We start from the raw sequence: 25,042 nt of genomic DNA, 5'->3' as shown, positions 1-25,042 counted from the left end.
TCCCCAAAAATCTTGAGTCTACTTCAGTAGACTTTAGTTATTAGGCGGGAACTTCAGTTTCCGACGGGTACTCAAGCCAAGCGAGAAGCCATTTATAGCTTAAGTTGACACCAATGGGCAAGATGCCCACACTACTTGTAGAGACGCGATGAATCGCGTCTTCACCCAAGGATGTGTTGCAACCATTAATTGAATTGGTATTAGGATCATCATTTAGCGATCGCTTTTAGGAATCGAACCGCAGAGAAGAATAAAATACGCCGTATTTTTACTTATATAAGTGTATCATATTTTATAATTTAAAATCAACGGCAGTAGATTTAACATCTTTATTAGGCTCCGTCTGTCATAACCTCTATTAAGACGCGATGTTATTCGGAAATTCACGTCTTTTTACGGAATATTTGACTTTAATCTTTATTTAATCTTCATGTTTTAGCTGTGGAGATTACAGATGTTAGTTAATAGTATTAAAGCTAGTTTGGACATACTTTAAATTTATGAAAGTTTGATAAAGTATGTCCAAACTTCTGGTTAGTCAATATCACACAGAAGTAGAAAGAATTATTCAATATGGCGGTTCACGTAAAGAAACATCAATTCGGGTTGCATTTCAAAACTTAGTTAATGAATATTGCAAACCTAGAGAATTTAGACTTATTCCCGAACTAGATTATAAAACACCTAGCGGCAAACTTGTTTATCCAGATGGCACTGTTAAAGATGCTTTGCGTTTAGATTGGGGCTACTGGGAAAGTAAGGATGAATATGATAATTTAGATCAAGAAATTGAGAAAAAACTCATAAAAGGCTACCCAGATAGTAATATTCTGTTTGAAGACTCGCAAACAGCAGTTTTAATTCAGGGTGGACAAGAAACCATGCGCGTCCCGATGAAAGATGCTGACGCACTGGATGGGATAATTACATATTTTATAAATTATGTTCGCCCAGAAGTTAAAGATTTTCGTGAGGCGATTGAAACTTTTAAAGAAGACTTACCGACTGTTTTAAATGCATTGCGTGACTTAATTGATAGTCAAATCGAAACAAACGCAGCTTTTCAAACAGCGAGGGCTAAATTTTGGGGTATCTGCAAAGAATCAATTAATCCTGAAGTTACTTTGCTGGATGTTAGAGAAATGATGATTCAGCATATTTTAACTGAAGATATCTTTATCAGCATCTTCAATGAATCTCAATTTCATCGAGAAAATAATATTGCTCGTGAATTAAAAAATATAATCGATACCTTTTTTACAGGTAGCACTAAAAAGAATACTCTTGGTACTATTGAGCGTTACTATGGTGTCATTAGAAGAACTACGGCGAATATTTACAATCATCATGAAAAGCAGAAGTTTTTAAAAGTGCTTTATGAGAACTTCTACAAAGCATATAATCCGAAAGCGGCTGACAGGCTAGGAATTGTCTATACGCCGAATGAAGTTGTGCGCTTCATGATTGAAAGTGTAGATTATTTAGTTCATAAAAATTTCGGTAAATTGTTAGCTGATAAAGATGTAGAAATTTTAGATCCTGCTACAGGAACAGGCACTTTTATTACTGAGTTAATTGATTATTTGCCTAAGAATACTCTGGAATACAAGTATAAGCATGAAATTCATTGTAATGAAGTAGCAATTTTACCTTATTATATTGCTAACTTGAATATTGAATACACCTATAAGCAAAAAATGGGTGAATATCAAGAGTTTGAGAATATTTGTTTTGTCGATACGTTGGAACATACATCATTTGCAGGCAAGCAAATGAATTTGCTTTCGCTGAGTGTAGAAAATACAGAGAGAATTAAACGGCAGAATGAAAGTAAAATATCAGTGATTATTGGTAATCCACCTTACAATGCAAATCAAGCAAATGAAAATGATAATAATAAAAATCGCTTATATCCAGAGATAGACAAGCTAATTAAGGATAGTTACGTCAAATATAGTAATGCCCAAAAAACTAAAGTTTATGATATGTATGCCCGTTTCTTTCGCTGGGCAACAAACAAGTTAAATGAAAATGGTATTTTGGCTTTTATTACAAACTCATCTTTTATTAATGCAAAAACTTTTGATGGATTTAGAAAAGCTGTTGATGATGATTTCAGCGAAATTTATATTATTGATTTAGGTGGGGATGTAAGAGCTAATCCTAAATTATCAGGTACTAAGCATAATGTTTTTGGGATTCAAACCGGTGTCGCCATAACTTTTATGGTGAAGACAAAGGGAAGTAGTGGCTCACCATGCAAAATATTCTATACGCGCAGACCAGAATTTGATAAAGCAGAAGATAAACTTAAATTTTTAGGAGAAAACATATTTACTCAAATTGCTTTTGAGCATATTACGCGAGATAAAAGTAACAACTGGATAAATATTGCCGATACTGATTTTGCTAGCCTACTACCTTTAGTTGATAAAAATATTAAATTTACAAAAACAAATGTAGAGGAAAAAGCGCTATTTAAACTTTATACCAATGGAATTAAGACTAACAGGGATGAATGGGTTTATGATTTGGATAAAGATGTCTTGTTTGATAAAGTGAATTTTTTAATTGATTTTTATAATTCCGAGATTGAAAGATATAAAAAAGCAGGAAAAGTACATAGTTTAGATAATTTTGTTGATTATACTATTAAATGGAGTAGAGATTTAAAGCAAAACTTATTATCTTGCAAAAAAGTTTCTTTTGATGAAAATATTATTAATGTTTCGTTATATCGACCTTTTATTCAACAATGGTTTTACAGTGACTTTATTTTAAATGATGTTCTAACCACTAATCATTTGAATATATTCGGCAAAAAATTTGAGCAACATAATATTATCATTTATTTTTCTGGAACTCCCTTATTAAAACCCTTTCAAGCTTTTGCATCTCAAAGAGCTTGTGATTATCACTTTCTTGAACAGACTCAATGCCTTCCTCTCTACCGCTACGACAAAGAAGGGAACCGCACCGACAACATTACCGACTGGGGATTAGCACAATTTCAAACCCATTACGGTGATTCGATAATTACCAAATTAGATATTTTTCACTACACCTACGCAGTCTTGCACAATCCCGCCTATCGCATCAAATACGAACTCAACCTGAAACGAGAATTTCCTCGTATACCCTTCTATGATGACTTTCACCAATGGGTTAACTGGGGTAAACAGTTGATGGATTTGCACATCAATTATGAAACCGTCGAACCCTATCCTTTAAAACGAATTGATTTACCTTTAGCTAAAAATAGGACACCAAAGGCAAAACTCAAAGCCGATGCAGCCAATGGAACCATTATTTTAGATGATGTCACCACTTTAGAAGGTATCCCCAAAATTGCTTGGGAATATCGCCTTGGCAACCGTTGTGCTTTAGAATGGATATTAGATCAATACAAAGAAAAGAAACCTAAAGACCCGACAATTGCTGAAAAATTCAACACATATCGCTTTGCAGATTACAAAGAACAAGTAATAGATTTATTACAAAGAGTCTGCACTGTCAGCATGGAAACAATGCAGATTATTTATCATATTCAGGCTGCTCAGAATTATAGCCATTTTCAATCTGGTGAGGTAAAAGTATGCAAATAGACCTAACCCCCTTCCCCCTTCCCGAAGCGGGAAGGGGGAAAAATTCAAAGCCTCTCTCCTTTTAGGAGAGAGGTCAAAATTGTACCTCACGCTTGTCGAGAACCGCTATAAGGTTAATTGTTAATATTCATAGACTGCAACATTTTTTCTCGCTTCTTGCGGGCAATTTCTTGTAAATCAACAGTTCTATCAGTTTCATCTACAATCTCACCAGTTATCACCTCAAGCACATCTTCCAAAGTAATGACACCAGCGATGCTTCCATATTCGTCTACCACTACTGCAAGATGTTCACGAGCTTCTATGAAGTTTTTTAACAGTTTATCTGCCCGAATTATCTCAGGGACAAAGTTAACTTTTCTAGTCAGACTAGAAATCTTTTGATTGTTACTTCCTTCAACCATTGCTGTCAGTAATTTCTGTTTTAAAGCATATCCAATGACTTCATCAAGAGATCCATCTATTACAATAATCCGGGTGTGTTGAGACGCAATAATGTTGGCTTTTGCTTCAGCAAGAGTCATATCTCCGTAGATATATGTCAACATGATTCGGGGTGTCATTAAATCAGATGCAGTCACATCATTTAATCTAAACACTCGCTGGATCATTTCTGCTTCATCGCTTTCGATAATTCCCTCTTGATGCCCAATCTTTGCCAACAGCTTTATTTCAGCCTCATTGGTGGTTGGTCGTTTTTGCCCTTTAGAAAAAGGTGCAGTAACATTTTCTAGAATCCAAACTAAGGGTGTGAAAGCAATAGCAAGTCCAGCCACAGGTATAGCCGCAAGTATGGCAATTTGCTCAGAATAACGCTCTCCAATTGTCTTTGGGATGATTTCACCAAAGATGATAATCAAGAATGTTAATACTCCTGAAAATACACCAAGCCATCTATCTCCTAATACTTGAGTAGCAATATTACCTGTGAGAATACTGCCAATGATATTGAAAGTATTGTTGAGGATTACAATAGCCGCAATAGGTCGATTCATGTTTTCACGAATCGCTAAAAGTGTTACTACTGAACGATTATTTGATTGTGCTAATTGTCTAACTCTTAGGGTCGAAACAGAGAACAGGGCCGTTTCTACACTAGAACAAAGCGCTGAACCTAAAAGAACAACAAACACAATGATTACAAGCTGTAGCATATAGTTTCCCAACTATGGGAAGCGAAAGTTGAGCTTAACTGATAGCCAAAGGAGTTGCTATCTTGTTATCTTCTGAGTTTACCGCTTTCCTAGTTTAAGCTCATCGTCCGGGAAGGCTTTGCTTTGCTCCCATAGCACTCAATACGGTTCGGTTAAGGCAAAAGACGCGATAAATCGCCGTCTCTACAATAATCGGTCTTTTGTAGAGACGGCGATTCATCGCGTCTTTGTGATCTAAAATTTTCATCAAAAAGCCTTAACCGAACCGTATTGCCATAGCACTAGATTTTCAGCTTGTAGGTACTTCGTTCTCAAGCGAAGCTTGGGAATGCATTCATTGAGCCTCTGACTCAATCTTTAGCCTCTAGTAAGCCATTCCTATGCAGAGCATGGGAACAAGAGAACAATGAAAAAATCGAGCTTTTTTCGACTTGTGTGTGTACCCTACAATTTAAGGTTGACATTATAAATGGCATCTAAATATTTTATGGTGTGATTGAGAGTTATTTTTGATCTCAATTTTAGAAAATAAAAACAGTAATAATTTAACAACTTTTTTCAATTAACTGTTGTTTAAAAACTACCAAACAAAAAACTTGTATAAAAAATTTTCAGCCATATTAACTATATGATAATAAAAGAAATGCAATATTTTTTCCAGCATTGAATAACCATTAAAAATTACTCAGGAAGATGAATTATGCCAGTACTTAATATCCTTCATTTAGTTGGGTCTGCACACAACGATTTTTACTGTGATTTATCACGCCTTTATGCCCAAGACTGTTTAGCAGCAATAGCAGATAAATCACTTTATAACTTTCAAATTGCATACATCACACCTGATCGCCAGTGGCGATTTCCTGACTCCCTTAGTCGAGAAGATATTGCTCTCACTAAGCCGATTCCTCTGTTTGATGCTATACAGTTTCTAACAGTGCAAAACATTGACATTATGTTACCACAAATGTTTTGTATTCCTGGAATGACTCAGTATCGCGCCCTATTCGATTTGCTCAACATTCCTTACATAGGGAATACTCCAGATATCATGGCGATCGCAGCCCACAAAGCCAGAGCCAAAGCAATTGTTGAAGCCGCAGGGGTGAAAGTGCCTCGTGGAGAACTGCTCCGCCAAGGAGATATTCCGACAATTACACCTCCAGTAGTCATTAAACCTGTAAGTTCGGACAACTCTTTAGGAGTGACTTTAGTCAAAGAAGTTACTGAATATGACGCAGCTTTGAAAAAAGCATTTGAATATGCTTCGGAGGTCATCGCAGAAGAGTTTATCGAACTCGGTCGAGAAGTCAGATGTGGTATTCTTGCCAAAGACGGGGAACTAATCGGTTTACCCCTTGAAGAGTATCTAGTAGACCCCCACGAAAAACCTATCCGCAACTATGTTGATAAACTTCAACAAACGGACGATGGCGATTTGCATTTTGCTGCTAAAGATAATATTAAGTCTTGGATTGTAGACCCTAGCGACCCAATTACCCAAAGGGTTCAAGAAGTGGCTAAGAAGTGTCATCAGGCTTTAGGTTGTCGCCACTACAGTTTATTTGATTTCCGCATCGACCCCAAGGGACAACCTTGGTTTTTAGAAGCCGGATTGTATTGTTCTTTTGCTCCCAAAAGCGTGATTTCCTCTATGGCGAAAGCAGCAGGAATCCCTCTAAATGATTTATTAATAACCGCTATCAATGAAACATTAGAGGTTGTTTGAAAAGTTTTTCGCTGTGACTTTCGGTACTTTTAGATCCCCCCTAACCCCTTAAAAAGGGGGGAACCGGAATCAAGTCCCCCTTTTTAAGGGGGATTTAGGGGGATCTAAAATTTTGATACTGACAAGAGGACTTTTCAAACATCCTCTTAGGCAAGTAATACAACAGAATTCATTGGTCAAAATGGGCTTGTTCGTAATCAGGACTTTAGTCCTGTCTTTGGGGACTGAAGTCCCCACTACAAACTGTTTATTATGGGTGATTTGGCGGACATGATAATTACGAATTACTCAGTCTCCGCCTAATTCCACGAGTTTACCGATATTGAAATCAATTTTTACCCAGCCTTTGAGTTTTTGCAGATTTTGTAGCAAAAGTAAAGTAATCTGCCAATGGTGCAAAGTTAAAAACGGTATTGGATCATTTATTTGATAAATAGCATCTGTGCCTCTTACTAATCTCTGAAACCAAGTTTGCAATTGTTTTGCAGAACGAATACCAGTTAGTCGCCAGATTTCATGATATATCCAGTAAGTGGGCTTGCTATCAGCTAAAGGTTCCAGGGGTGCAGCTAGGGGAGTTTTCCCAAAATAGGCTTCTGCAACACTTGGGTGATTGTAAAACATTGTAATCGCCGAATGGGTGCGGGGATTACATTCAATGGCGTAGGCTGTACCATCTTCAGCTTGGATAAAGTCGAAAGAGACTTGTCCAGTTAGTCCCAAACTTTTGACGAAATGTTGCACCCATTCCCGAATTTGAGGATTTTCGACATTTTCATAATTAATCTGAAACGCAGAAGAATCTGAGCAGCAATGCAACCTTAATTCACCATCCTGCACTGTGCTATGGGTGCATAATTCTTTCCCAGGAATAAACTCTTGCATAATCCAAGGTTTTTCTGGGCTAATGGGTAAACTCTTGACAAAGGCTGCTGTCTCTTCTGGGGTATCACAAGGGAGTTTGGTTAAATTTAAGCGACGAACCGAGTCGTAAGAAATACTTTTAATAATATATTTGTGCGTTTCTTTACTAAAATCAAAGTTGATAACTTGTTCAGGATCGGTAATTTTAAAAGATTTGGGAACAGATAAACCAAGCGATCGCGCCTGATCGGTAAAGGCAAATTTATCATCCAGCATCTTGGTTATCTCAGCATCGAAGTGAAAAACCTCACAGTATGCTGACAGTGCAGGTTTTGCTAAAGAGTCGTAATAACTAGCCACAGGACTGCATACGGGCACATAAATGTCAACATTTTCTTTTTTGACGATTTCCAATAGCGCCTGTATGTAGCCTTCTGGGTCATCTTGTGGTGCTGGAACTGTATAAAAACGACTCACAGCATTTGAGAATCTATGCCCAGATAACCAGTATTTGTGACCTTCAACCAGAATAACTCTGTGTCCGGCGGCATGGAATGAGCGAGCAAGTTGCAATGCTTTGGTCATTTTGCCGCCACTGACTAAGATAGTCTGAGGATGGTCAGCTACGGCAGGTTTTTTTGTAAATAGAATGCTCCACAGCAGAGATAGCAATACGATCAAAGCGTTGAGAGGTAAAGCTATCAGAAGTAATGTTAGAGTTCCCAGAGTCTTGAATAGAGCTACTATTTTGATTCTTATACCCGTTGAGGGCGTTGTGGATTCAGGGAGTGATAAGGAGATTGATTGAGCCATAAGTCTTTCCTTTGCGTGGAATGCGGTCATTTGTAGGGGCGCACACATATCATTGGTGTCAACTTAAGCTAAAAGCCTTTTCAAATCTCGTTTCCAGCCTATGGGCTGGAAATGCTACTCTTGGCGGCTCTGCCGCCAGCAAGGGAGGCGGAGCCTCTAGGACGGCATTCCCAGTCTCCGACTGGGAACGAGACAATATCTAAAAGCTTGTACTAGGCTAGTTTTCACGTTAAGTTGACACCAATGCACAGATATGCACCCCTACCGGATATTGCATCCAAATAAGAACCGCTATAGAGTCGCCTTTTTGTGATGCTTTGAATTGATAGCGCCTGTTACACCAAGCGTCTAATCAGGGTTATACCATCTCGTATGGGTAACAGAACTTGCTCTACACGAGGATCTGCGGCGACAATGCGGTTGAATTTAGCGATCGCCTCACCATTAGCAGTACGCTGTTCGGATGGTAAGTAAACTTGTCCCTGTAACAACGTATTATCGACGCAGATTAACCCGTCGGGAGCCAGTAAATGGCTATCCAAGATAATTTGGAAGTATTCTACATACTCCTTTTTATCGGCATCAATGAAGATCAGATCAAATGATTCTTCTTTAGCCGCCAACTTGTGCAATGTCTCTAATGCAGGTGCTACTTCTACAACAATCTTGTCGCCGTGGGGAGACTCCTGAAAGCAAGTTTGAGCAAATTCAGCCACATAAGAGTCTACTTCACAAGCAATGAGTCGTCCATCGGGTGGTAACGCTTCCGCCATCGCCAAGGCTGAATATCCTGTAAACATTCCCACTTCCAGGATGCGCTTGGCTTTGGTAATATGCACAAACATCTTTAGTGTTTGTCCTTCAAGATGTCCTGAGAGCATTTCCTGCTCTAGTTGACGCACTGTTTCACCATCACTAAAGCGTTTACTCCAGTCTTCTTTGCTGGTTTTTTGTGCTAATGCTGTCAATGCAGCCGATTCGGGAGTAGTGCAATCATCCAGATAGGGATCTAAACCTGCTGCTAATTGCAAACCTTGGCGCAGAGATGTCAATATCTCTAAAGGAATATTGCTCTCTTCTGCTATCCGGAGAGTTTTCTGTAACTGTGCTACAAGGATGCTGTGTGGGGTTATCGGTCTTGCGGTATCTCGTCCTAAAATACTGGTCATGTTTTCACACTCCCAATAGTTTGGATTCTTCTTGAGTCTCGATGTAAGCGTCAATCCCATCTCCGCCACGAGGGTATTTAGCACACAGACGTTTGTGTTCAGCTAAGGCTGCATCTAATTCTTCACGAGTGAAATCGTTAACAAAGAAGCATTCACCAATGGGTTTGGGCATAGCTGCGCGTTGTTTACCGTCTCGCGTCAAGCTGATAGATTGGGTTGCATACCAGAGCAAATCGCTATCTAGTAAAGGATGATCGATTGATAAACCGATACGACTCATCAAGCTCAAAATGCGATCGCGTTCTCCAGTTGTAATGTAACCACGTCTTGCTGCAATGCTTGCAGATAAAGCCATGTCTATATTCACAGCGTGACCGTGAAATAGCGGTACCATCGGGGCTAATTCTAGGGTAGGACTCCAAGTGTGACCATAGGCGATGACGCGATCGAGGTCTAACTCATGCAAATTAGGAGTTTCCAACTCCAGCATAGTTTTAATTGCCTCGTAATTGAGTTTGTGTGCGATCACTTTCAGTTCACTTGTGCCATTCACATGTCCAAAGTGAGTACGCAGCAACTCTTCGCCATATTCATCCAGCAATTCAAAGACTTCAGAGTTGGCAACAACAGCAATTTTGATTAATTCTGCCATGCCATTACGAACTTGAGCCGTTGGTAATGTTTGCAAAAAGGAGAAATCGAGGATCACTTTCAAAGGAGCATGATATGCACCCAAACGATTTTTTAACTTGCGATGGTTGACTGCAACCTTAATCGCCACACCTGCATCAATTAAACCAATCAGTGTAGTAGGAATACGAATGTAGTTACTCTTGCGACGGTAAGAAGCACACGCAAAGCCAGCTACATCAGTGACTAAACCACCACCCACTACTAACACCGGTTCCTTACGGATTAAGCCAAAATCAGAAAAAGCATCAACAATTTTTTCAAAGGTTGCAAGGGTTTTAGTCGGCTCAGTAATGACAATAGGAACTACAGTCAGATCAATGCCATAGTGTTTAAAATATGACTTGATTTGCTTCCCATATAGCCTATTGACATTGGCATCAATCACTGTCAAACAGCGGCCAAATTTCTCATAGCTGTCTGCAATTTCTCTGTTATTGATATCAAACGCACCGTTCACATACACCAGACTAAACTCAATTTTCTCGTAACCTTCCACGCGAAATTCAGCTTCTGTTGCTTCAAAGGATGCTTGAACATTATTCATTGCTGTTGTCCTTAATATAAGTGAAAAAGTTGTGATATTCAGGCAATATTTCAGATTTAACCTGATTTATGGCAATAACAAATGATGCTATTAGTTGCCGAAAATTTTAGGCATCCTAAAGCAAGCTTTCACTAGAAAAGCTGATTATTATTACCAGATGATGTTACTAAATAACACCATTACTTAGTTAAATTCTTTCAGCTAACCTTTTATAGGTTGCTTCAAATTTGGTCAAATTACCCCATCGAAAACTTATCGCCATAACGCTTAAGCTTTTTTGGGATTGTTGACACTAATTAAGCAAGTTAACCTTAATTTAGATTAACTCAGCATGAGTTTTCGGAAATTACCCTAAATGCAGATTAACTATAGGATAAAACCTACTATACCTATACTATAGTGGCTTTCCGACCGTTCTACTTCGCAAAATTTCTAACAGAGAAAACCGCACAGATAGTTTACCTCCGGGCTTCCATTTGAGATTACAGCCTTCATTAACTTTCTGTTCGCTGTTTTTTAGCATTAGTCTTGAACCTTGTATCGCTACACTCTGTTTGACTCAGAATGACAGTGGACTTCTAGTTTGATTTAGTTAACTTTCTGTTCAGTATTGAATATACCAACGTCAGTAACTTTTGAAAACCAAAAATTTTAATTTATCAGAGTTACTAATCACACACATTAGTTTAACTCAATATGTGAACATTTTTATCTTTACAAATCTTAAAAAAGAGTTAAATTGGCTTTTTCCCTTAAAATCATGGGATTTCAGCTTCAATTCAAGAGATAATTTTCTTGCATATAACATAAAATGTGATGTATGTATTCTGCCAAAAGTATATTGAGTGAATATTTTTTAATACAAAAACTTGTTTCTATCGATGTAGCGCGTACCTCGGTAATGATGGATGATTAATATGGAGAAATGTGTCTATTTATTCCAATACCCATGCAACAGTTATTTCCCGGAGAGGTATTCGCCAACACTGCTGATTTTGACATTGGTATTCGCCAACTGTTACCCAGATATGATGAGATGTTGGAGGTAATTACCCGTTGTCTACCTTCCACAAGTCGGCGTATTTTAGAATTGGGCTGTGGTACCGGTGAACTTAGTCTCAAGATACTCAACCACTTTCCAGATGCCCAAGTAATTGCCCTAGATTATTCACCTCGAATGCTGCAATTTGCCCAAGATAAAATCACAGCAACTGGACATCAAAAACGTTGGACTGGTATACAAGCAGATTTTGGTGAGTGGGCAAATAATCCAGAGAAATTAAATATTGGTAGTGAATTTGATGCCTGTGTCTCATCCTTGGCAATCCACCATCTCCAAGATGAGATGAAATTTAAGTTATTTAGCCGAATCGCTACTAGCCTCACTCAATACGGCTGTTTTTGGAATGCAGACCCCACCTTACCAGAATCACCAACCTTAGCAGAAGTTTATAAGGCGGCACGAGAGGAATGGTCAGTTGAACAGGGAACTAGTTTAACAGAAATTCGCGCCAAGCTTGGTGCTAGCAGCACTCAAGGTTACTCCAGTCAAGATCAGTTAGCTACCCTCGATGCTCATTTACAAATGTTGACCAAAGCTGGATTTAAGATAGTTGCAGTGCCTTGGAAATATTATGGACTGGCAGTGTTTGGTGGCTGGCTGTGAAAATTTGAGGTTTTGGATGCTTGAATTTGGCTCCAATGGGTATTTATAGCATTAAGAGCTTGATAGTAACAAAACAGCAATAAATAACATGATCTTTTTTAAGAAGAACTAATATATAAACGCATTAGGTCTGTAAAGGAGGTCTGGCTAACTCACGCAAGGATTTTAGCTGAAATTTGCGGTATATAAGCTTTCCTTGTGTTTTTATGCAATATTTCTACATCAGCAGTACCCGTGAGGGTACTATCAATCCTCCACAGACCTATCCCAAAATACAGAGTAGAAAATTTTATTCAAAAAAACCAGGGGCACACGATTTGGATTCGTTTTTCTGCTCGTTTCAAAAGTGGAGTTAAAGCCACTGTTTGCCATCACCTAGTTTCAAAAGGAGAATATCTTGGATGGCTCGAAATAAAAAGAAATCAGCCGGGTTTAAGTATGAGCATCCACTTTACTCTAGATGCCCGATTTGTTGTATTATCCCGCCCCACATGTTGGAAAATGTTGTGGTAAATGGCAATCCTCAACAGCGGAGTTGGGCTTTTCATACATTAAATGCTTCAGCACAGTTTCGCGGACGGAGAGATGTCATAGGTACTGTATCATTTGCACCTTCTCCGGGTGAAAAGCGCCGCACCATCTACGATGCAAAAAATGGCCAGCAACTTCCTGGTACATTGGTACGAGGTGAAGGAGATCCACCAAGCAGTGATGTAGCAGTGAATGAAGCCTACGATGCTGCTGGTGCTACTTATGAATTGTTTTATGAGATATTCGATCGCAATTCCATTGACGACAAAGGACTACGTTTAGACTCCACCGTGCATTATGGAGTCAAGTATGACAACGCCTTTTGGAACGGCGACCAAATGGTTTATGGTGATGGCGATGGAGAAATGTTTCAGCGCTTCACAAAGTCGATTGATGTGATTGGACATGAGTTAGCTCATGGGATAACTCAGTATGAAGCGGGTTTGCAGTATTATGGAGAACCAGGGGCACTGAATGAATCTTTTTCTGATGTCTTTGGTTGTCTGGTGAAACAAAAAACTAAAAACCAGACTGCACAAGAGGCAGATTGGCTAATTGGCGAAGGTCTTTTAGTACCGACTGTCAAAGGTGTTGCCCTCCGTTCCATGAAAGCACCGGGAACAGCATACAATGACCCAGTACTGGGTAAAGATCCCCAACCAGGTCACATGAAAGATAAATATACTGGTGCTGAAGATAATGCTGGGGTGCATATCAACTCAGGAATCCCTAACCATGCCTTTTATCTAGCGGCTGTTGAGATTGGTGGCTATGCTTGGGAAAAAGCTGGTAAAATCTGGTACATAGCTTTGCGCGATCGCTTGCGTGCCAAAGCAGATTTTAAAAAAGCTGCCAACGTCACCATTCAAGTTGCTGGCGAACTCTACGGTAATGACAGTCATGAGCAAAAAGCTGTACAGAACGCTTGGCAAAAGGTAGGAGTTATCTAGGGGTTAGGAGTGATGGGTGAGGAGTTAGGAATAAATGGTCAATACCTTCCACTCCCTCACTCAACACTCAGGACTGATAAATCTATTGTTTGTTGTTGCTAAAGTGGGAGGTGATAACTATCATCTCCCAGTATTTGTATTTATCCCAACCAAATAACACAACGGAGAGCAAAAAAATGCGAGTATCATTTGAACGCACAGGTGGCTTTGCCGGAATTAGCAAAAAGACAACCGTTGATACAGATACTCTCCCACCACATGAAGCAGCGACACTTCCCCGACTGGTGGAAGTTGCAGATTTATTTAGGCTACCTGAACTAATTACCTCGCCAAATCCCCAGAGCGATCGCTTTCAGTATAAGTTAACAGTGGAAGATAACGGTAAGCAGCATACGGTGACTGTCAGTGAGTCAGCATTACCAGGAACCTTAAGACCACTGATTGAATGGCTACAAACCATAGCACAAAAAAGGTAATTTGCTGAATTAACAAATAAAATTAAATGCCTAATGAGAAGCATATAAACCAATACAGTTCAGATAAGACCAAAACACTTGTAGAGACGGCGATTTATCGCGTCTCGAAAACCCACAATTTTGTACAATTAGCCCTTAACCCAAGCGTATTGGTATATAAACAGGAGAATGTGAAGTCGTGGGCGAAGAGAATATAAATTTTAATTTTGCAGAAGAAAACCAAACTGATGATTTTTTGCACGTAGCATCTGTAAAAGAGGATTGGGGTGGAGACGGAAGAGGGCGCATGAACCTATCAGGAAGGTGTACAGCAATCTCCAAAGAGTATGTACCTCGCCAGTACCAATTCTTTGATACGAATGCTGTACCAGAAGAACACGCATGGCGCGTCAGTGGAATGCCAGAGGATGTAGTAGTTGGAAGCCGTCGATTACTTACTTGGCATGGCAATGGTGCATCAACATCAAGAGTTGTAATACCACCGCAGTTTGAAGCACCGTCTGGCTTCTTTACTTCTGATTTGGAGATTTTCGTGCTTAGGGGTGCAATCCAAGTGGGAGAGTGGCAGCTAAACAAGCATAGCTACTCCTTTATCCCCGCAGGAGTGAGAGTAGGCCCTTGGAAAGTGCTAGGTGATGAGGAAGCGGAAATCCTGTGGATGGAAAACGGCTCTCTCAAGTATAAATATGCACTAAATAATCATCCCGATGCTAGGTTAAGTGGCTTCATCCCAGCATTGGATAGCAAATTGCTACCGTGGGGTAATACAGAAACAGTTCAATTTGTACAAGCAAATAAGAAGTGGCTAAGGAAGGATAGTAACGGGGGTGGAGTCTGGCTGCTTGCTATCTTGCCACATTATGATAGCAAGTCCCCAATGATTCAATGTTATAACGAGGAAGGCTATTGTCTAGCTGGATACTGTGATATTGGAGACGAACGATTTGTAAAGGATTACTTTGGCTATATCCCCAGCTTTACCACCTCTCCTTGGCACAGAACAGATGATGGTTGCTTATTCTTTATCCGCGTTGATAGAGATTTATCACAAGTTGCAACAGTGTTATCATATCCACACTAATAAACACATAGTTTTTAAACAGCAAGGTTTCTATGTGCACATTCTAGAAGGTCTTTTTAAATAGCGCCCAATAGGTGAACCTAGAACTTTTCCATTGTTGTAAATCAAGTTTCCGCGCAGAAAAGTACTCTTCACCCTTCCACTTAATTCCACTCCTTCAAAAGGTGTATAACCTTGTTGTGACTCTGACTCAGCCGCACATACCACAAAGCTTTCATTTGGGTCTACCAGTACTAAATCAGCATCATAGCCAATGGCAATATCGCCTTTTTCTAACAAACCAAAGCGCCGGGATGGGTTCCAAGATAGCAATTTAGCCATTTGGTTGTAAGACATCCCCCGCTTGCTACCTTCACTCAATACACCAGAAAGTAAATATTCTGTACCGCCAAAACCAGACTTTGCTAACCAAATATTATTCGGGTCTTTAGCACTTCTTTTTTGTTCAGCAGAACAGCAAGCATGGTCGCTAACTATCCAATCTACTTGATTGTTGAGTACTGCTTGCCATAAATATTCCACATCGGCACGGGGACGAATAGGAGGGTTGACTTTTGCCCAAATTGTATTAGGAGTATCGACATCTAATAACAAATGTCCAACAGTAACTTCTCGCCGAAAGTTGATATGGGGAAAAGCAGTTTGCATAGTTAAAGCTGCTTCCATTGCTTTACGCGAACTTAGATGCAACAAATTGATATTTGCACAGTTAGTCTCGTTTGCTAAATAAGAAGCAATGCAAATTGCTAAACCTTCGGAATGAGGAGGGCGTGCTGCACTGTAAGCGTGTAATCCGCTCAGACTAGAGTCATTTTCAACTATTTTGGTATAAGCATTTAGAATTTCTGCAACTTCGCAGTGCAAACTCAAGCTGATAGTATCTCGCGCTTCTGGATGTTTTTCCATCAAGCGAGTTAGACCACGCATAATAAATTCAAAATGGGCGAAATCATACCGTTCCTCTTTATTAATCATCAAAAAGAGGTTTTGCTGGTCTGACAAACCATGCAATCCATAACCGCCATAAAACATGAAGATTTTAAACGAAGATACACCGTGTTCTTCAAACAATAAAGGTATTTCGTCAATATGCTGGCTAGCTATAGGTGCAATGTGATAGCTGTAATCTACAAAAAAATTACCTGCGGATAAAGCCAACACTTCTGGAAAAAAATCGCGGTAGGAGCCGCCTTTGTTAAGATAATACTGCCCTGTACGGATATAATTTAAGCTGGTAGTCACGCCTCCCATTGCAGCTGCTTTGGTTTCAGTCACAGCATCTTTGTCGAGGGGTTGATAAATACCGATGTGCATGTGGGCATCTACGACCCCAGGAAAGCCCAGTAAATTTTTGCCATCAAATACCTCTTTGCCTGTGTCTGGGCTAATATTAGGGGCAATCTGAGCAAATTTTCCATCCTTAATTCCTAAATCAAGTAGTTCGATTGCATCCTGATGGGGACGAACTACCCGCACATTTTTGATAATTTGATCTAATACGGGAGTTTCAGACATAGTAGACCTCACACTAAAATGAGTTTAGTTAGGAATTCCAACATCGAATCGGGACGAAGACCAAATCCCATCATTATATAACGGTTTTTTATGAAATCACCTTCAGGAGAAAAGACAATGGAAAGTTTTAATGAGTATCATATAGACCCAAAAGAATTTACTTTTCTGAAAAATTTTGAAGATAACTGGCAAGTCATTAGAGATGAGTTTACATCCTTTATTAAGGATGCATCTGATGACGAGTTAAAATTAACTTATGATATTTTGGGGCCGAAAAGTCAAACTATTAAAACCAAAGGTGATGCAAAATATAGTGCTTTTGGTATTTTATTTCAAGGTATGTTTATTGAACAATATATTAAAGCATATCAAATACAATATCCTGATTATGGGTCAGATGATGCATCACAAAAAGCACTTGCATTAAGAGAGAAATATTTCCCAAACTTAGCTCAGGTAATAAAAAAAGTTAAATTTAGTGATGATGAGATAATTAGAAACGTGTATTATGGTACATTCCATCCAGGCTTGGATATCAAGCTGCATGTGAACTATAATCCTCACATGAATCGTGGCTATCTAGGATTAATCGTGCCAGAGGGAGATGTGGCTATGAAAATATGCCATGAACAGCTTTATTGGCATGAAGGAAAATTTCTGGTTTTAGATCACAGCTATCCACACTGTCCGCATAATTACACTAATTATGATCGAACTGTATTGGTTGTAGACTTTTTTAAACCGGATAAACCTAGAGAGGAAGTCATCCGATTTGAGAAAGAACAAGTCAGACAACGGATGCAAGATAATCCTTACAGTTTAGGTGTTTTTGGTAAAAGCGATAAAGCTAAAAAAGAAGATTTTATTAAGTATGGTTTAGCTCATCAGTTAGAGTGGGATAAAGCTTTATAGTAAGAATTCAGCACCCAGAAGTCAGAAGTCAGAATTTAAAAGTAGTGCAGCATGATTAGTACATTTATGTATCAAATTCTCTCCTAATTATTTAACTATTCTGAATTCTGACTCCTGAATTCTTACGCTTTATAAGTATTAGTAATGCACCTTATATTTTTGATGGTGTGTTAGCTGAAAGCATAACGCATCCTACATTTATATTTATTATATAAGACTGGTAAATGAATTCAAAAACTTACAGAAAGTTAAGAGCAAAGCAACTTAATCAAGATTTTAAATCTGCTGTTGAAATTGTCGAAGTTCCTATTTCCCAACCTGCGGCTAGTGAACTTGTAATTCAAAACAAATTTGCTGGCGTTAACGGTGGCTTTGATACCTTACTTTGTCATGGTGATGTTCCCTATATTAACTTAATTCCTCCCTTTGATTTAGGTGTGGAAGCTGTAGGGACAGTTATCGCGATGGGTGAAAATGTCAAAGATTTCCAAATAGGTGATGCTGTAGTAACGACTTGGCGTGGTGGCGGTTATCGAGAATATCAGGTTATCGATGCAAACTTAGCGGTGAAGGTGCGGGAAGCAACGCCAGAATTGTTAACACTAATGCCTACAGGTGTATCAGCTTTGGTTGCACTGGAACAAGTAGGGGAAATGAAAACTAATGAAGTGGTTTTAGTGACAGCAGCAGCAGGGGGAACCGGTCATATTGCGGTGCAATTGGCAAAGTTAGCTGGTAATCATGTCATTGGTACTTGTAGCTCTGAGGCGAAAGCAAAGTTACTAAGAGAATTAGGGTGCGATCGCATTATCAACTATCGCACAGAAAATCTCAATCAAGTTCTCAAGCAAGAATACCCTAATGGGATTAATTTAATTTTTGACTGTGTAGGCAAACAGGTTTTTGATACCTGTGTTGAAAACTTGGCGGTGCGGGGACGATTAGTAGTAGTTGGTTTCATCTCCGAATACGTAAATAGTGCAGAACAAATTACACAGCCACGCCTTTATCACCAGTTATTTTGGAAAGCAGCTTCTGTGAGAGGCTTTCTCATGTCACATTATAAAGAATATATGACAGAGGCACGCGATCGCCTTTTAAACCTGTTTTACACAGAAAAACTCAAAGTTGCCGTTGACCCAACCCAGTTTCAAGGCATAGAATCAATACCCGACGCTGTACAATATCTCCTCAGTGGTCAGAATTGTGGCAAAGTGGTGGTGAGGTTTTAAGTAATACGGTATTAATTTATATCCAGTCAGGGGTGAGAATGACACAAGATTCAGAAAATACTTTAAAAGTTGCTCGACAGGCATTTGAGCATCTTACGTATGGGATGGCGACAGGAGAGTGGGAAGCATTGCTAGATATGCTCACAGAAGATTTTACCCTTTGGTTTCCAATGGGAAAATTCCACGGTTCAAATGTGGGAAAAGAGCGAGCTAGAGAATTCTTCGAGTACGTTTTTGAATCCTTCAATCCTGGTTTGAATCTGACTGGTTTAGACCGTGTTACTAGTAATGAAACGACGGCTGTCTTTGAGTTTCGAGATGAGGGACTTTTGTTTGGACAGCTTTATAAAAACCGGGTAGCAGTTTCCTTTGATGTCCGTGGAGACAAAATTTGTGGCTATAGGGAATACTTTGGCAGCGATGGCAAATCGTATTAAATAATTCGTAATGACGCTCGATGACTCGCTAACGCTGCGCTAACGTAATTCGTAATTACAAATTATTTAATTTACTTTTTTTAGTTTCTTTCAGGGTTAAGTTCGTTGATTTCTTTGCACTTCGCCTCTGCGGCTTGATATGCTGCTAAATAGTCTTGACCACCCAACATTATATCACCGTAATATTCATAAGGTGGATCACCATAGATTGGCAATGGTTCATCTTCTGGATAATCTTCTTTTGATTCTTCAATAATGGCTTTCAGTTTTTTAACAGTCAGCCTTTGTGCTGCAAAATACCAGAGTTCTTCGGGGTTTTTGTTCAGGTGCGGTAATGTCGGATCGATAATGCGGACATCGGAGGCGTCGCCTACCTCAATCCAACTGTGTTCAATCGGTCTATATGGCTTCCCAGTAAAAGCCAAAAATCCCTGAATGTATCTTGCTCCCTCAGTGGACAATGCTGCTTTGTAAGCATTATCAAACGGAGTGCTAGCTCTGCTGTTTATCTGTTCAGCAGTTTTGATTGACAGCGTTTCATCCAATAGTTTGTTCATCAATAGTAAGGATTAGAGCAGCCATAAGAATATATTACCACTGCTACTTACTATTTTGCTTGGGCATTGATTATTCACTTTGAACAAATGACCAATGACCAATGACAAATGACAAATGACAAATGACAAATGACAAACTCTACTTTGTGTTAATCACCATCTGTAAATTTATTAACAAGTCGCTTGAGGTGTAAGGCTTAGATAAAAGTGTTTTGACGCTATTACCGAGGATTTTAATCATTTCATGATTAGAGGCTAATCCACTAACACCAATAATTTTGATGTCGGGATTAATTTTTTTCAACACATTAATAGTTGTTGGCCCATCCATAGATGGCATCATCATATCAACCAACACTACACTAATTTCTTCTTGATGTTTTGTATAAAGTGCGATCGCATCAATGCCATCACTAGCCACCAAAACTTTATAGGCATTTTTTTCTAACCAGGTTTGAGTAACCTCTCGAATTGAATCTTCATCATCAACAACGAGAATCAATTCTCCATGACCTGCGGGTAATTCCTGAACTCCAGCTAATTTCTTATCTGCATCGATTGTCTGCGTCACGGGTAAGCAAACTTGAAACTCTGTACCCTTGCCCACTTCAGTAACTACATTCACAAAACCATTGTGGCTTTTGATAATACCAAGCACTGTTGAAAGACCAAGCCCTGTGCCTTTACCCAGTTCCTTGGTTGTGAAAAATGGCTCAAAAATTCTATCTACTATTTCTCTGTTAATTCCTGTACCTGTATCACAGACGCTAATCATTACGTAAGAACCTACCTTAGCATCAATATTCATTCGGGCATAGTTGCTATCAACCCAGAAATTCTTTGCAGAAATCTTTAGAATACCCCCATACGGCATAGCATCACGAGCATTAATACAGAGGTTCATCAGCACTTGGTGTAACTGAGTAGCATCGCCAAAGATATTCCATAGGTTTTGCCGGGGAACATCAATGCGGATTTCAATAGCTCTGGAAAATGTTTGCTTAACAATATTTTCAATTTCAGAAATTAAATACCGCACATGTAAGGTTTTAAAGTTACCTACAGAGCCGCGTGAAAACCACAGCACTTGTTTAACTAAATCTGCCGCACGTTTAACGTTTGTTTCCATAATTGTCAGCCATTGCTGACTTTTTTCATCAGGAAGTTTTCCTTCTAAAAGTTGTACTGTCATCATCATTGGTGTCAGCGCATTATTGAGATCGTGGGCAATACCGCTTGCCAGAGTGCCAAGACTTTCCATCCGCTGGGCCCGGAGAAACTGTGCTTCGAGTTGCTTTTTTTCTGTAATGTCGGAGTTGACAATCAGTATAGATTTGGCTCGTCCCTCATCATCATTTACCAGTGTCCAGCGGCTAGTAACGATCATTTCTTTGCCTTCTTTGGTGACTTGATGTAACTCACCTTGCCATGAACCACTTTCAACTAAAGTTTTCTGGATATTTTTCAGTTGGCAAAAACTTTGCTTTCGATATAAAAGCTGATTGGCATTTTTGCCTAGTGCTTCTTCTAACATCCAACCGTAGAGATGTTCAGCCCCTTTATTCCAAAATTGAATTTGGTTAACTAAATCTTGAACGATAATCGCGTCTGTGGTGATGTCGAGCAAAGCAGCTTGTTCACGGATTTTCTGTTCTGCATTTTTGCGATCGCGCAGCGCAGCTTGCTGTTCGGTAATATCAATTATAAAGCCTGCCATCCGAGCAACTTTGCCTGTAGAGTCTAAAAAGATATACCCGTTATTCTCAACTGTGATGTAAGTCCCATCTTTGCGACAGATGCGAAATTCAAGGTGGAATCGCTCTTTTGTGGATAAAATGCGGTTAATCTCTTTGTTAAAGAAGTTTCTATCATCAGGATGAATTAACTCTACCCAACGGTTCAAACCTCCTAACATCTCAGGCATAGAGTAACCTAATATTCGCTCTACATTGCCACCATATTTAATATCATTGGTATGCAAATGCCAATCGTAGAGAATCTGGCCACTCGCTTGAATTATTGCTTGATAGCGATTGTTCCACTCGTCTAATGCATCTGAATGACATCGCAGTTTTTCCTCTACCTGCTGGCGCTCAAAGATTTCCATCTCTAAACGCCTATTTTGCTCTGTGAGTTTTTTTGTGAGGTTTCGTAAACGTAAATGGGTATTGACTCTAGCTAAAACTTCTTCATGTTCTAAAGGTTTAGTGATGTAATCTACTGCCCCAAGATTCAACCCTTTGACTTTATCCACCTTGTCATTCATGGCAGTTATGAAGATTACAGGAATATCTTGAGTGGCGGGATTCTTTTTCAAAAGTCTGCAAGTCTCAAAACCATCGATTCCTGGCATTAATACATCCAATAAAATTAGATCAGGCAAGGCATGTTCTGCTGTACTAAGTGCATTTTTCCCATCTTCGGCTACTAAAACTTTAAAGCCGTAATACTCTAAAAAATCGAATAATACTTCTAGGTTAATAGGAGTATCATCGATTATTAAAATGACAGATTTTTCATTTTTATTAAAATTCATACTTGCCTCTTATTAAATTTATTTTAAATTTTATCAAATTTGTTTGTCTTTAAAATCTTTTGCAAGATGAGAAAAATGGGTGGTAATCGGTACTTGATCACCTACTTGTTGGAATGGCAAAAAAATTACTAATTAGACTATATCCCTGCTGATTTGGCATATTACATCTTCTGCTAAATTTTTTAGATATGCACGAATTTTGAACTTGAAAGCAAAAAGATTTAATTAAAAGTAAACTATTTCCAGAGAATAGCAATTTGATTTGATTCCTGAATCACTCGTAGATATGGGGAATATGGAATAAAGGTGTACTGAGTTTTGTTCAGAAATCAAATAGGAGTCCTAAATCAAGTAAACCTTATATAGGAATCATATTTGATTTCTGAAAAAAACTACGAGATAATACGGACAGAATATTTGTCTAATAGCTAACAATGATAAACCAGCATCTACAAGCCGCGATCGCAGAACTACAAGAATTTATAGATGATCGCCCAGATGCGCGTGAGGTGAGGAAAGCGTTGGCAGTCAAATTGGTTTATCAAGGCTACAAGTATGAGGAAATTCAAACAATTTTAGATGTGTCACTGGGTTCGATAACAAGCTGGAAGCAAGCTTATGAGGAAGATGGAATTTCGGGACTGCGCCTGAACCACAAGGGAAAAAAAAGTTACTTAACTGCTCAACAACGAGAAGAAGTTTTAAGTTGGTTGCAAACAAAAGAATGTTGGGAACTTGGTGAACTCGAATATAAATTGGCTTTTGAATATGATGTAACTTATGAGTCAAAGCGGAGCTATTATGACTTATTTGATGCGGCAGGAATTAGTTGGAAGAAAACTACTTCTTTAAATCCAAAAGCTGACGAGGACGCTGTTGCTGCAAAAAAAAAAGAGATTGAAACACTATTGGCAAGGCATCGGCAGGAAATTGAAGAAGGAAAGTTGAGAGTATTGCTGCTTGATGAGTGTCATTTAATGTGGGGAGATTTAAGTGGGTATGTCTGGGGAAAAACTGACCAAGAAATAGCAGTGAGAGTTGTTAATATACGAGACAAACAGACATACTACGGGGCAGTTGACTATCTGGAGGGAAGCTTACTACTAAAAGCGTATAACGCAGGTAACTCAGAAAATACAATTGATTATCTACGTTATTTATTAGATCAGTCCCCCCAATCAAAGATTACTTCTTTTTGGGATGGTGCTTCTTACCATCGTTCACATCTGGTTCAAAACTTTTTAGGCGAGGTAAACCAAGATTTGTCTCAAGAGGAGTGGAAAATTCACTGCGTCCGCTTTGCTCCTAATTGCCCGTCACAAAATCCAATTGAGGATATTTGGTTACAAGCTAAAACCTGGGTGCGGCGTTTCTGTGCCTTGATTCCTTCGTTCTCACATCTCAAATGGATGTTTGAGTGGTTTATCCGGCACACTACCTTTGATTTTGCGACTCTTCAAATGTACGGAGCTTTTTCAGAAATCAAATATTAGTCCTATAGGTAGGCAACATAAGTACCACCTATATGTGTAAAAAGTACATAGCCTCTGGGTTAGAGCACTGTAAATTGAGAATTCAATGTCGGCGATGCCTGCGGTTTTTACTAGCCTACGCTACTTGCAATTTTAGCTTGCCAATTCACATATCGCCGATCAATCAAAATCTTCTGAATGTAATAATTACCGATTTTGGCAAGTACTTAACTTATTATGAGAGTAAGCACTTTAAGCATATAGCGATCGCACTTTTATTCTCTTCCCAAAAGCAAATAAATATGTTGCAAAAGTAGGGGCGTACAGCTAGCTGTACGCCCCTACTAAGTAAACAAAAATAGCTCAAACTATGTTAAGCAATGTAAATAAATTTAATTCTATTGGTTTGTAGTAAGTGGCTACAACCTCTACTACAAACCTGAGCAAATCACAGGGCGGTTTAAGACCACCAAATTAAAATTTGGGGCTGCTTATTCAGGAGTGATCTGAATCCCCAATCGAGGTAAAACCTTCTACCTCCTTCAACCGAACCGTCTTGGGACGACAGGGGCTTCCCCAACAAACTTGCCCAGAGGGCATATTAGTAAAAACACTACTACGAGCGCCAATCACAGCATTAGCCCCGATTTGCACTCCTGGCCCAACGAAACAATCTGCCGCTACCCATGCACCATTGTCAATAGTGATACTCGCTGTTTTCAACCCAAAAGCAGGGTCTTGGAGATCATGACTACCAGTACACAGGTAACTTTTTTGGGAAATTACGCAGTGTTCACCAATATGAATTTGATCGAGGCTGTATAAAACTACGTTATCTCCAACCCAACTGTAGTTGCCAATAGTGACTTTCCAAGGATAGGTGAAGCGGGCGGTGGGTCGAATTAATACGCCTTTGCCGATACGAGCGCCAAATAATCGTAGCAAAGCACAACGCAGAATATTTAACGGTTGAGGAGTGAGGGGAAAGGCGATCGCTTGTACAAACCACCATAATAATACATACCAACTTGGACGCCCTCGATCAAACCAAGATTGGTCGTATTTGCGTAAATCTACGAAAGGTTGGTCATTTGTCATTGGTCATT

General features: G+C 39.2%; 19 protein-coding genes. 10 read left to right on the top strand and 9 right to left on the bottom strand.

Annotated elements, in window-relative coordinates:
* The first annotated feature begins 518 nt into the window (after positions 1–518).
* On the top strand, positions 519–3,605 hold the full coding sequence (locus HUN01_RS27830) for a type ISP restriction/modification enzyme (protein WP_181928867.1): 3,087 nt from the start codon (positions 519–521) through the stop codon (positions 3,603–3,605).
* Positions 3,606–3,718: 113 nt separating this feature from the next.
* Here HUN01_RS27830 and HUN01_RS27825 read toward each other — a convergent pair whose 3' ends face one another.
* A complete protein-coding gene (locus HUN01_RS27825) occupies positions 3,719–4,759 on the bottom strand; it encodes a hemolysin family protein (protein ID WP_181928866.1) in 1,041 nt (346 codons plus the stop codon).
* 100 nt (positions 4,760–4,859) lie between these two features.
* On the bottom strand, positions 4,860–5,006 hold the full coding sequence (locus tag HUN01_RS27820) for a hypothetical protein (RefSeq protein WP_181928865.1): 147 nt from the start codon (positions 5,004–5,006) through the stop codon (positions 4,860–4,862).
* Between the two features lie 453 nt (positions 5,007–5,459).
* Between HUN01_RS27820 and HUN01_RS27815 the strand changes: the two genes are divergently transcribed.
* Positions 5,460–6,488 (top strand): D-alanine--D-alanine ligase family protein, encoded by a 1,029-nt coding sequence (locus tag HUN01_RS27815; protein WP_181928864.1) that lies wholly within the window; start codon positions 5,460–5,462, stop codon positions 6,486–6,488.
* Positions 6,489–6,776: 288 nt separating this feature from the next.
* Here HUN01_RS27815 and HUN01_RS27810 read toward each other — a convergent pair whose 3' ends face one another.
* The 3 genes from HUN01_RS27810 to HUN01_RS27800 all read right to left on the bottom strand — a co-directional run bounded on the left by HUN01_RS27810 (position 6,777) and on the right by HUN01_RS27800 (position 10,571).
* Positions 6,777–8,165 carry an ATP-grasp domain-containing protein gene (locus tag HUN01_RS27810; RefSeq protein ID WP_181928863.1) on the bottom strand — a complete coding sequence of 463 codons (1,389 nt, stop codon included), beginning with the start codon at positions 8,163–8,165 and terminating at the stop codon, positions 6,777–6,779.
* A gap of 335 nt (positions 8,166–8,500) precedes the next feature.
* On the bottom strand, positions 8,501–9,334 hold the full coding sequence (locus tag HUN01_RS27805) for an O-methyltransferase (protein ID WP_181928862.1): 834 nt from the start codon (positions 9,332–9,334) through the stop codon (positions 8,501–8,503).
* Between the two features lie 4 nt (positions 9,335–9,338).
* Positions 9,339–10,571: a sedoheptulose 7-phosphate cyclase gene (locus HUN01_RS27800; protein ID WP_181928861.1), complete on the bottom strand. Its 1,233-nt coding sequence runs from the start codon at positions 10,569–10,571 to the stop codon at positions 9,339–9,341.
* Positions 10,572–11,520: 949 nt separating this feature from the next.
* Here HUN01_RS27800 and HUN01_RS27795 point away from each other — a divergent pair.
* The 4 genes from HUN01_RS27795 to HUN01_RS27780 all read left to right on the top strand — a co-directional run bounded on the left by HUN01_RS27795 (position 11,521) and on the right by HUN01_RS27780 (position 15,275).
* Positions 11,521–12,237 carry a class I SAM-dependent methyltransferase gene (locus HUN01_RS27795; RefSeq protein WP_181928860.1) on the top strand — a complete coding sequence of 239 codons (717 nt, stop codon included), beginning with the start codon at positions 11,521–11,523 and terminating at the stop codon, positions 12,235–12,237.
* Between the two features lie 401 nt (positions 12,238–12,638).
* The gene (locus tag HUN01_RS27790; RefSeq protein WP_181928859.1) at positions 12,639–13,718 is read left to right on the top strand and encodes a M4 family metallopeptidase; all 1,080 of its coding nucleotides are present in this window, start codon (positions 12,639–12,641) and stop codon (positions 13,716–13,718) included.
* A gap of 176 nt (positions 13,719–13,894) precedes the next feature.
* Positions 13,895–14,194 carry a protealysin inhibitor emfourin gene (locus HUN01_RS27785; RefSeq protein WP_181928858.1) on the top strand — a complete coding sequence of 100 codons (300 nt, stop codon included), beginning with the start codon at positions 13,895–13,897 and terminating at the stop codon, positions 14,192–14,194.
* Positions 14,195–14,372: 178 nt separating this feature from the next.
* Positions 14,373–15,275, top strand: a complete 903-nt coding sequence (locus tag HUN01_RS27780) for a DUF4437 domain-containing protein (protein ID WP_181928857.1) — start codon at positions 14,373–14,375, stop codon at positions 15,273–15,275.
* Positions 15,276–15,305: 30 nt separating this feature from the next.
* Here the strand turns inward: HUN01_RS27780 and HUN01_RS27775 are convergent, their stop codons facing one another.
* A complete protein-coding gene (locus HUN01_RS27775) occupies positions 15,306–16,790 on the bottom strand; it encodes an amidohydrolase family protein (protein WP_181928856.1) in 1,485 nt (494 codons plus the stop codon).
* A 117-nt stretch (positions 16,791–16,907) separates the two neighbouring features.
* Between HUN01_RS27775 and HUN01_RS27770 the strand changes: the two genes are divergently transcribed.
* The 3 genes from HUN01_RS27770 (at position 16,908) to HUN01_RS27760 (ending at position 19,371) form a co-directional block, all read left to right on the top strand.
* Positions 16,908–17,702 carry an aspartyl/asparaginyl beta-hydroxylase domain-containing protein gene (locus HUN01_RS27770; protein WP_181932845.1) on the top strand — a complete coding sequence of 265 codons (795 nt, stop codon included), beginning with the start codon at positions 16,908–16,910 and terminating at the stop codon, positions 17,700–17,702.
* Positions 17,703–17,926: 224 nt separating this feature from the next.
* Positions 17,927–18,934, top strand: coding sequence for a zinc-binding dehydrogenase (locus tag HUN01_RS27765; protein ID WP_181928855.1), 1,008 nt, complete (start codon positions 17,927–17,929; stop codon positions 18,932–18,934).
* A gap of 38 nt (positions 18,935–18,972) precedes the next feature.
* Positions 18,973–19,371 (top strand): nuclear transport factor 2 family protein, encoded by a 399-nt coding sequence (locus tag HUN01_RS27760; protein WP_181928854.1) that lies wholly within the window; start codon positions 18,973–18,975, stop codon positions 19,369–19,371.
* Positions 19,372–19,451: 80 nt separating this feature from the next.
* Here HUN01_RS27760 and HUN01_RS27755 read toward each other — a convergent pair whose 3' ends face one another.
* Together HUN01_RS27755 and HUN01_RS27750 are read right to left on the bottom strand one after the other, a co-directional pair.
* On the bottom strand, positions 19,452–19,928 hold the full coding sequence (locus HUN01_RS27755) for a transglutaminase-like domain-containing protein (protein ID WP_181928853.1): 477 nt from the start codon (positions 19,926–19,928) through the stop codon (positions 19,452–19,454).
* A 139-nt stretch (positions 19,929–20,067) separates the two neighbouring features.
* Positions 20,068–22,464, bottom strand: a complete 2,397-nt coding sequence (locus HUN01_RS27750) for a hybrid sensor histidine kinase/response regulator (protein WP_181928852.1) — start codon at positions 22,462–22,464, stop codon at positions 20,068–20,070.
* A 434-nt stretch (positions 22,465–22,898) separates the two neighbouring features.
* Here HUN01_RS27750 and HUN01_RS27745 point away from each other — a divergent pair, with 434 nt between their 5' ends.
* The gene (locus tag HUN01_RS27745) at positions 22,899–23,957 is read left to right on the top strand and encodes an IS630 family transposase (protein ID WP_338044505.1); all 1,059 of its coding nucleotides are present in this window, start codon (positions 22,899–22,901) and stop codon (positions 23,955–23,957) included.
* A 474-nt stretch (positions 23,958–24,431) separates the two neighbouring features.
* On the opposite strand, the gene hpsU is transcribed toward HUN01_RS27745, so the two are convergent.
* A complete protein-coding gene (hpsU, locus tag HUN01_RS27740; protein ID WP_181928851.1) occupies positions 24,432–25,034 on the bottom strand; it encodes a hormogonium polysaccharide biosynthesis acetyltransferase HpsU in 603 nt (200 codons plus the stop codon).
* Positions 25,035–25,042 lie beyond the last annotated feature (8 nt).

It is taken from the genome of Nostoc edaphicum CCNP1411 (assembly GCF_014023275.1).
Classification (GTDB): Bacteria; Cyanobacteriota; Cyanobacteriia; order Cyanobacteriales; family Nostocaceae; genus Nostoc; species Nostoc edaphicum_A.
The sequence above is the reverse complement of the archived record's forward strand: the minus strand, read 5'-3'. Positions and strand labels throughout refer to the sequence as shown.